Annotated in this window: 8 protein-coding genes; all 8 read left to right on the forward strand. The window is 63.8% G+C overall.

The window, feature by feature from the left end:
* The first annotated feature begins 36 nt into the window (after positions 1-36).
* Positions 37-1476: an MFS transporter gene (locus ABZ909_RS40660; protein ID WP_357011236.1), complete on the forward strand. Its 1440-nt coding sequence runs from the start codon at positions 37-39 to the stop codon at positions 1474-1476.
* Between the two features lie 5 nt (positions 1477-1481).
* On the forward strand, positions 1482-2492 hold the full coding sequence (locus ABZ909_RS40665; RefSeq protein WP_357011238.1) for a ParB N-terminal domain-containing protein: 1011 nt from the start codon (positions 1482-1484) through the stop codon (positions 2490-2492).
* Complete coding sequence (locus ABZ909_RS40670) at positions 2489-3703, forward strand: cytochrome P450 (RefSeq protein WP_357011240.1); 1215 nt, start codon at positions 2489-2491, stop codon at positions 3701-3703. Before ABZ909_RS40665 ends, ABZ909_RS40670 begins: the two co-directional genes overlap by 4 nt.
* A gap of 22 nt (positions 3704-3725) precedes the next feature.
* The gene (locus ABZ909_RS40675) at positions 3726-4538 is read left to right on the forward strand and encodes a phytanoyl-CoA dioxygenase family protein (RefSeq protein ID WP_357011242.1); all 813 of its coding nucleotides are present in this window, start codon (positions 3726-3728) and stop codon (positions 4536-4538) included.
* A gap of 32 nt (positions 4539-4570) precedes the next feature.
* The gene (locus tag ABZ909_RS40680; RefSeq protein ID WP_357011244.1) at positions 4571-5644 is read left to right on the forward strand and encodes a zinc-binding dehydrogenase; all 1074 of its coding nucleotides are present in this window, start codon (positions 4571-4573) and stop codon (positions 5642-5644) included.
* A 28-nt stretch (positions 5645-5672) separates the two neighbouring features.
* Positions 5673-6095 (forward strand): methylmalonyl-CoA epimerase, encoded by a 423-nt coding sequence (gene mce / locus ABZ909_RS40685; protein WP_357011245.1) that lies wholly within the window; start codon positions 5673-5675, stop codon positions 6093-6095.
* 25 nt (positions 6096-6120) lie between these two features.
* On the forward strand, positions 6121-7443 hold the full coding sequence (gene ccrA, locus ABZ909_RS40690) for a crotonyl-CoA carboxylase/reductase (RefSeq protein ID WP_357011246.1): 1323 nt from the start codon (positions 6121-6123) through the stop codon (positions 7441-7443).
* Between the two features lie 6 nt (positions 7444-7449).
* Positions 7450-8816, forward strand: a 1367-nt coding sequence (locus tag ABZ909_RS40695; protein ID WP_357011248.1) for an acyl-CoA dehydrogenase family protein, incomplete at its 3' end; no start/stop codon positions are given.

Below are 8816 nucleotides of genomic sequence, written 5' to 3' on the forward strand. Positions count from 1 at the left end.
CACTTGCCCTGTCCCGTAGCACCTTCGGAGTGACCCTTGTCCAATACTGCCGCGTCGCCGGAACATTCGATTGATCAGCATCCTCGAACCGATCGGACCGGTGTCGTCCTGGCCGCACTGCTGGCTTGCCAGCTGATGATCATCCTCGATGTCACCGTGATGAACGTCGCGTTGCCGCGGATACGGTCGGATCTTCATTTCAGCGCCACCGGGCTGTCCTGGGTGATGGACGCCTACACCCTGGTCTTCGGCGGTTTGCTGTTGCTCGGTGGCCGCGCCGGGGACCTGTTCGGTCGCCGCCGGATATTCATGGCGGGCATCGCCGTGTTCACCCTGGCTTCGCTGCTGGGCGGACTGGCTCCGATGGCTGGATGGCTGATTGCCGCCCGTGTGGCTCAAGGCATCGGCGCGGCCATGGCCGGACCCAACGCACTGGCATTGCTGACCGCGCTCTTCACCGATCCACAGGCCCGCATGCGCGCACTGGCTCTCTATTCGGGCATGGCCGGAGCCGGTTTCGCCATCGGCCTACTGGTGGGCGGCCTCCTCACTCAGTGGCTGACGTGGCGATCGGTGCTGTTCATCAATGTGCCGCTCGGCACCGGTGCCTTGGTGGCTCTGCGCTGGTTGCCCCGGATACCGCGGCAGCCCGGCCGATTGGACATCCCCGGGGCGATCACGGCGACCGCCGGGGTGGCGGCGGTGGTCTACGGCTTCATCCGCGCTGCCGCACAAGGTTGGGATGATGGGATCACCCTGACCGCCCTGATCGGCGGTGCGGTCGTGGTCATCGCCTTCCTCTTCGTCGAGCGCCGCGCCGACCAGCCCCTGTTGCCGCTGGCACTGTTCGCCGACCGCAACCGCGCCGCCGCCTACATGAATGTGTTCGTCGGCTACATGGGCAGCATGTCGATGTTCTTCTTCCTCACCCTCTACATGCAGGACGTGCGTGGAATGGGTCCGCTGGCAACGGGTTTGGCCTTTCTGCCGACCGCCGTGCTGATGTTCGCCCTGATCCGGGTGATACCCCGCGCCCTGCAGCGGTTCGGGCCACGGGCGGTGACGATGGCCGGCTCTCTCTTCCTGGTGGCCGGGCTCGCGCTGCCCACCCAATTATCCACTGATACACCGTATTTCCCGACGATATTCGCGGTGGCAGCGCTCATGGGCTGTGGCACCGGACTGGCTCTGATGCCCCTGAGCGTGATCATCATGGCGAATGTGCCGCCACAGCTGGCCGGGATGGCGGGCGGGACCTTGCAGACGCTGCAGCAGACGGGCTCGGCTGTGGGGCTGGCGGCACTGGTGACCGTGTTCGGGGCGGCCGGCCGGAACGCGTCCGGTTCACCGGAGCGGATGCTCGTCCACGGCATTACCGCGGCGTTCGCCGTCGCGGCGGTCATGGGCGCACTCACTTTGCTCGGAACGCTGGCATTCCGGCGTCCGGAAAACACCGCAGAGACGGGAGTGAACTGATAGGGATGGATAATGTCGACTGTCGAATCCCAGTGAAGTTGGACAACTCGGTCCTAGGGGAGAGTTTTGTCGCGCAGATCGACAGAATGGTCACCAGTGCGCCCGTGTGGATATCAACCAAACTATTGATGAACGCCGATTCGCCTCGAACGGCGGGCGAAGACTCGGCGCATATCGCCGCACTGGCGGAACTGGATACAAAATTGCCGCCAATTATCGTGCATCGAGCCTCGATGCGCGTGATAGATGGAATGCATCGGTTGCGGGCAACCGAGAGTCGCGGTGCAGCCGAGATTCAGGTGATTTTCTTCGAAGGTACCGAGTCGGAGGCCTTCGCCGTCGCGGTTCGCGCGAATGTCGGACACGGATTGCCGCTATCTACCAGTGATCGCCGGATCGCCGCCAAACGTCTTCTGGAGATGCATCCCAATTGGTCGGATCGCATCCTCGCGGAACTGACCGGGCTATCGTACAAGACGATTGCTGCCATTCGGCGGACGGCGATAGTGCCGATGCCGGGCGGTGATACTCGCATCGGCCGGGACGGGAAGGCCCGTCCGGTCAGCAGTGCGGCCGGCCGACTGCACGCGAGTCGATTGATAGCAGCGAAGCCGGATGCCTCGTTGCGCGAGATCGCGAGAGAAGCCGGAATATCCCCGGCCACAGTTCGTGATGTTCGCTCGCGCATGGATCGGGGAGAGGACCCGGTGCCGAACCGCGCCCGGCCTGTACCGAAGAGTGTTCACCTGTCCCTCGAGCGCTATCAGATGCTCGACGAGACGTTACGGGCGTTACAGCGTGATCCCTCGCTGCGCCTGACCGAATCAGGTAGAGCATTCCTCCGATTGCTCGGCGCGCAGCGGCTGGACCAGCGGGAATGGGAGAGATTGTATTCGAGCGTGCCTCCGCATTGTTCGGAACTGGTATCCAGGTTCGCCCGCGAGCTTGCCTTGTGCTGGTCCGGATTGGCGGAGGCGCTATCGGTGCCCAAACACAAAACCCTAGGACCGAAATGACCGAACAAACCCTCCTGCGCTTGACCGCGGACTTCTATCAAAATCCGCATGCCACCTACCGGGAACTGGTAAAGAGTGGGCCGGTGCATCGGGTGGAACTGCCCAACGGTCTTCGAGCATGGTTGGTGACCAGCTACGAATTGGCCAAGCAGGTGCTCACCGACCCCACGGTCAGCAAGGACCTCTACGGCCCGGCAGGCGCGACGGCTCAGGGCAGCGCGAACATTCCGCTCCGTCTGGACCCGCCCATCAATGACAATCTGGTCTACTCCGACCCGCCCCGGCACACCCGGTTGCGTAAGATCGCAGCTAAAGCATTGTCCGGAAACGCGATTCGCGACTTCACGCCGCGAATCGCCGAGATTGCCCGCACGCTGCTTCGCCTTACTGCCGGGCAGAGCGATATCGATTTGCTCGGTTCCTACGCCTACCCCTACACCGTGACCGTAATATGCGAGCTGATCGGAATAGACGCGGCGGATCGCACCTTGTTCCAGAGTTGGTTGCAGACACAGATCTCTGCGGCCGATACGGCCGACAAGTACGCTGCGGCCGCAAATTTCGAGAATTATGTGCACGGACTCATGGAAAGGCGTGACGGGCAGGGCGCCACCGATTTCCTTTCCGAGCTGATGGCTCCGGACGAGCAAGGCGACCGACTCGACAAGCGTGAGCTGGTGGCCATGATCAACGCCATTCTGCTGGGCGGGCAGGAAACGACCGCCGCGCTGATCGGAAATACCGTCTTGACACTATTGCTCCGCCCGGATCTAATGGAGGAGCTGCGGGCGAATCCGGATATCGTTCCGGAATTCATCGAAGAGCAATTGCGGTTCGAAAGTTCCGGCAATATCTCACCGCCGCGCTTCACCACGGCTCCGCTCCGGCTCGGCGGCACAGTGATTCCCGCCGGGCAGGTCGTCGTGGTATCACTCGCCACCGCGAACCGGGATCCGGGCTATTTCGAGCGGCCGACGGAAATGGATCCACATCGGCTGGACAATCGGCATCTCGCCTTCGGATACGGGATTCATCGTTGCGTCGGGGCCGCCCTCGCGCGATCCGAAGCGAAAATCGCCTTGTCGGAGCTACTGTCCCATTTCTCGGACATCTCGCTCGCCGTGGAGCCGACGGAGTTGCGGTGGCAGTCGAGCTCCATAACCCGGGGCCTGACGTCGCTTCCGGTCCGGGTTCGTTGCGCCGTTCATTGATTCGACGTAAGGGCAATATGCAATGCAACTGACTGATGAACAGATCGATCGGTACGAGCAGGACGGTTACCTGGTCCTGGAGTCGGTATTCGATACGGGTGAGCGGGATGCGCTTCTCGCGGCTCTGGCCCGTGATTCCGAAACCGACGGCCCGCACCGGATTGTGGAGGATACCGGGGAACTGTCCGCGCTGTACGCATCGTATCGGCGTGAAGCGGAGTTCGCGGATTTCATTCGAACACCGCGAGTGCTGCACCCGGCCCAGACGCTCCTAGCCGGAGACGTCTACCTGTACCAATTCAAGATCAATGTCAAACCGGCGTTCGGCAAGGTCAGGGTGTCTTGGCATCAGGACTACGCGGCGTGGAAGATCGCCGACGAACTGCCCGATCCGCACCTGGTCAACGTCGCCTTGCTGCTGGACGAGGCTACGGAGTTCAATGGCCCGCTGATCTTCGTCCCGGGCTCGCACCGGCGTGGCAATCTGCGTGGCACCCGCGATGATTCGCCCGTGTCCGAAATGCACCTCGACCCGGAGGACATCGCGCTGCGGCCAGGGCACATCGCATCGCTCGTCGACGAATGCGGAATGCGCAGCGTGCGGGCGCCGGCGGGCTCGCTGGTGCTGTTCTCTCCGGAAGTCGTCCACGGGTCGGCGCCCAATATGTCGCCGACGCCGCGCCGTCTGCTGATCGCGACCTTCAACCGATGTTCGAACCTGCCACGTACGGCCCAACCACGTCCGGCGTATCTCGTGAACGACGAGCCGGCACCTCTGAGGTCGCCGGAGGCGAACTTCGAGCACGCCCCGCTCGTCTTGGACGGTGCCCGGTGAAAGCCCGCGCGGTCGTCCTCGAAGAATTCGGGATGCAACCGACCTTGCGCGAATTCGACTGCCCCGTACCAGATCCCGGCCAACTCGTGATCGACTGCGGTTACGGCGGCGTCTGTGGCACCGACCTGCATCTGCAGCAGGGCCATCTCGCGATACCCACGCCGCTCGTACTCGGGCACGAAGGACTGGGAACAATCGCCGAACTCGGGGCGGGAGGGCACGTGGACGCGCTCGGGGCCCCGTTGACCGTCGGCGATCGCGTCATGTGGGCGTCGTCCATCTCCTGTGGCACCTGCGAACCGTGCCTCCGCTATCGCGAGCCGACACTGTGCGAACGTCGTCGGACCTACGGCGTCAACCGGCCTGTCTCAGAGGTGGTTCCACTGGCCGGCGCCTGGGCCGACCGTATTGTCTTGCATCCGGGCACGACCGTCGTGAAGGTTCCGGCAGGCATCGACGATCTGGCCGCCATGTCCTTCGCCTGCGCGGGACCCACCATGGTGCACGCGCTGTTCGAGCGGCGGCCGGTGCGGGTGGGCGAGACGGTCGTCGTCCAGGGCAGTGGACCGGTCGGGCTCGCCGCCGCCGCCCTGGCCCAGCTGTCGGGGGCGGCGCTCGTGGTGCTGGCCGGTGGGCCGAGTACGCGCCTGGAGCAGGCGAAACGCAGTGGAATCGGAGACCTTCACGTGAACGTCGTCGATCGGGACGCCGAGTCCGGTCTGCGGGATGTGCGTGATCTTCTGCCTGCCGGAGGTGCCGACCTGGTGATCGAGTGCACCGGTGTCCCGGCCGCGATCCAGCAAGGTATCGGATTGGCCCGGCGCGGTGGCTCGTATCTGATTGTCGGGCAATATACCGACGCCGGAACCACGGTGATCAACCCCCATCACATCGTTCGCCAACAGCTCGATGTGATCGGTTCATGGGCCTTCTCCGGCGCGCATCTGCTCGAATACGTCCGTTTGCTGCCTGCCCTGGCGACCCGATTCGACTTGGCCGGACTCGTCACCTCCTTCCCGCTCGCGCAATATCCCGATGCCATGGCCGCGGTCCGCGAGGGACGTGTGATCAAGGCGGTACTCGCGGCCGACTCCATGACCAAGTGACTGTGCCGAATTACTGGAGAAGGACCGTATGTTCACCAGACTCGACCATGTAGGAATCGCGTGCGCGGATCTCGAGCAATCGATTCTCTTCTATCGGAATACGTTGGGGCTCGAGGTTTTCCACCAGGAGCGGAACGAAGAGCAAGGCGTCGTCGAGGCCATGCTGCGCCTCAACGGCACCGACGACGGACAGTCGAGCTATATCCAGTTGCTCGCGCCGACTCGCCTGGATTCCCCGGTAGGGAAGTTTCTGCGCAGCCACGGTCCGGGACTTCACCATCTTGCCCTCGGTTGCCCGGACGTCGACGCCGTGTCGGCGGCCGTGGGGGACAAGCGCATGAACGTTCTGTTCCGGCCGCCGCGCCCAGCATCGATGGGATCACGCGCCACTTTTCTGCATCCACATGAATGCGGCGGCGTATTGATCGAAATAGTGACTGCCGCCGGGTGATTGCCCGGCACGAAAGAGGATGACAATGGACGAACTATCCGAGGCCGTGGTGTCCGGGGCCGCCCCCGAAGTCCTCGAGCGCACCCCGATTCCCGACGAATACACCGCGGCCCACGTACGTGTGGAAGACATCGACATGTTCTCGGGAGTCGAGGACAAGGATGTGCGCAAATCGATCCGGGTCGGTGCGGTTCCGATGCCCGAACTCGCCCCTGACGAAGTGCTTATCGCCGTCATGGCCTCCGCCATGAACTACAACACCGTGTGGTCGGCCATCTTCGAGCCGCTACCGACCTTCAACTTCCTGCGCCAATACGGCAACCAGGGTGGTTGGGCCACCCGGCACGACCAGCCCTATCACGTGCTCGGATCCGACGCTTCCGGTGTCATCGTCCGAGTTGGAGCGGGTGTGCGGAACTGGAAGGTGGGCGATCCTGTGGTCGTCGCCACCGCGCACGTCGACGATCAGGAACCACTCACCCATCACGACGGCATGATGGGTGCGGAGCAGCGAGCCTGGGGATTCGAGACCAACTTCGGCGGGCTCGCGAACTATGCCGTCGCACGAGCCAGTCAGCTGCTGCCGAAGGCCGCCCATCTGAGCTGGGAGGAAGCGGCGTGCAATCCGCTGTGTGCCGGCACCGCCTACCGGATGCTGATCGGCCAACATGGCGCGAACATGCGACAGGGCGATGTTGTCCTGATCTGGGGCGCGACAGGTGGTCTCGGCGGGTACGCGGTGCAATTCGTGAAGAACGGCGGCGGTATCCCGGTCGGTGTCGTGAGTTCCGATGAAAAGGCCGAGGCCGCACGGAAACTCGGTTGTGAAGTGGTGATCGACCGCCGTGAAATCGGTGAGATCTCCGCTGATCCGGCGGTCACCGTCCAGGCCGGGCGGCGCCTGGGCAAGCTGATCCGGCAGGAGGTCGGCGAGGACCCTCAGATCGTCTTCGAACACGTCGGCCGCGACACCTTCGGTATCTCCGTCTTCGTGGCCGCCCGCGGCGGAACCGTGGTGACCTGCGGATCGAGCACTGGATACGCACACAATTTCGACAACCGCTACCTGTGGATGCGAATGAAACGGATCATCGGCAGCCACGGCGCCAACCTGTATGAACAGTGGCAGGTGAATCGCCTCCTGCAGCGTGGCCGGATCGCGCCAATGCTGTCCGCGGTCTATGGACTCGACCAGGTCGGCGAGGCCGCGCGCGCCATTCAGAGCAATACGCATATCGGCAAGGTGGGCGTGCTGTGTCAAGCACCGCGGGCCGGCCTCGGCGTCACCGACCAGGGGCTGCGGGCTCGACTCGGCGAGGATCGGGTCGCCCCGCTGCGGGCGCGGTAGCCGCGGATGGGCCATTACAAGAGCAACGTCCGTGATCTCGAGTTCGTGTTGTTCGAGGTACTCGACGTGGGCGCGGTACTCGGGTCCAATGGCTCGCACGATCTCGACACCGCGACCATGCGGGAGATGATCGCCGAGGTGCGGAGGCTGGCCGAAGGCCCGCTGGGCGAATCGTTCGCCGACGCCGACCGTAACCCGCCGGTCTTCCATCCGGACACGCACTCGGTGACACTGCCGGAATCGTTCCAGCGATCCTGCCATGCGCTGCTGGCAGGCGGCTGGGAAAGACTGGGCCTGGCAACCGAATTGGGCGGTACTCCGGTTCCGGCGGTGCTTCGGTGGGCACTGTCGGAGCTGATCCTGGGCGCCCAACCGGCCGCCTACTTCTATGTCATGGCCGGTGCGCAGTTCGCCGACATCCTCTTCGACATCGGTACACCGCGGCAGCGGGACTGGGCGCGTTTCGCCGTCGAGCGTGGCTGGGGCGCGACCATGGTGCTTACCGAACCGGACGCCGGGTCCGATGTGGGTGCCGGCCGCACCAATGCCGTTGCGCAGCAGGATGGTTCCTGGCATCTCGAGGGCGTCAAGCGGTTCATCACCTCGGGAGATTCCGGCGACCTGTTCGAGAACATCATGCATCTGGTGCTCGCTCGGTCCGAGGGCGCCGGCCCGGGCACGAAAGAGCTCTCGCTGTTCTTCGTGCCGAAATATCTCTTCGATCCGGATACCGGTGAACCGCTGACGCGGAACGGGGTATTCGTGACGCAGGTCGAACGCAAGATGGGATTGAAGGTCTCGGCTACTTGCGAATTGACCTTCGGGGCTCATGGAGTTCCCGCCAAAGGTTGGCTGGTCGGCGAGGTTCATGACGGCATCGCGCAGATGTTCCGAGTGATCGAGATGGCGCGAATGATGGTGGGCACGAAGGCCGCCGCCACCTTGTCCTCCGGCTACTTGAACGCGCTCGACTACGCGAGAGCGCGAATTCAAGGACCCGACATGTCGTGCATGGCCGACCCGACCGCGGCGCGTGTACCGATCATCGCGCATCCCGAAGTGCGTCGCTCGCTGGCCATGCAGAAGGCGTACGCGGAGGGTCTTCGAGCCCTCTATCTGTTCACCGCCGCGCACCGAGATTCCGCAGTGGCACAGCATATTTCCGGCGTCGACGCGGCCCTTGCAACGCGCGTCAACGACCTGCTGCTGCCGATCGTCAAGGGTGTCGGCTCGGAGCGGGCCTACCAGTACCTGACCGACTCGCTGCAGACCTTCGGTGGCTCCGGCTTCCTGCAGGACTACCCGATCGAGCAGTACATCCGCGACGCCAAGATCGACTCGCTGTACGAGGGCACCACCGCCATCCAGGCGCA

Origin of the sequence: Nocardia sp. NPDC046763 (assembly GCF_040645495.1) — a bacterium.
GTDB lineage: Bacteria > Actinomycetota > Actinomycetes > Mycobacteriales > Mycobacteriaceae > Nocardia.